Here is a 229-nt window from a genome sequence, read left to right as displayed (position 1 = left end):
ATCGCCGGGACGGCCATAGCCCGCCTTACAGCTGGGCTTCGCGGATCGTGACCTTGAACTGCTTGCGCAGCGACTCGATCCAGGCGCGCTGGGCGGCCTCGCCCTGCGTGCCGGCCAGCTGCGCCTGCAGGCTTTCGGCCTGGCCCGGCTGCAGCTGCGACAGCTCGCCCGGGGTGACCTTGTCGACCACGAACACGGCGTAGCGGCCGGTACCAAGCTCAATGCTGCC

At 69.9% G+C, this 229-nt stretch carries 1 protein-coding gene; it reads right to left on the bottom strand.

Going from position 1 to position 229, the window contains the following annotated elements; translation table 11 throughout:
• Nucleotides 1–25: 25 nt before the first annotated feature.
• Nucleotides 26–229 (bottom strand): hypothetical protein (locus SB658_RS28265; RefSeq protein ID WP_410603937.1); only part of this gene is annotated, 204 nt, incomplete at its 5' end.

Source organism: Bacillus sp. SIMBA_008, assembly GCF_046535495.1.
Classification (GTDB): domain Bacteria; phylum Bacillota; class Bacilli; order Bacillales; family Bacillaceae; genus Bacillus; species Bacillus subtilis.
Note: the sequence above shows the minus strand (reverse complement) of the source record. Positions and strands in the feature narration are given on the sequence as shown.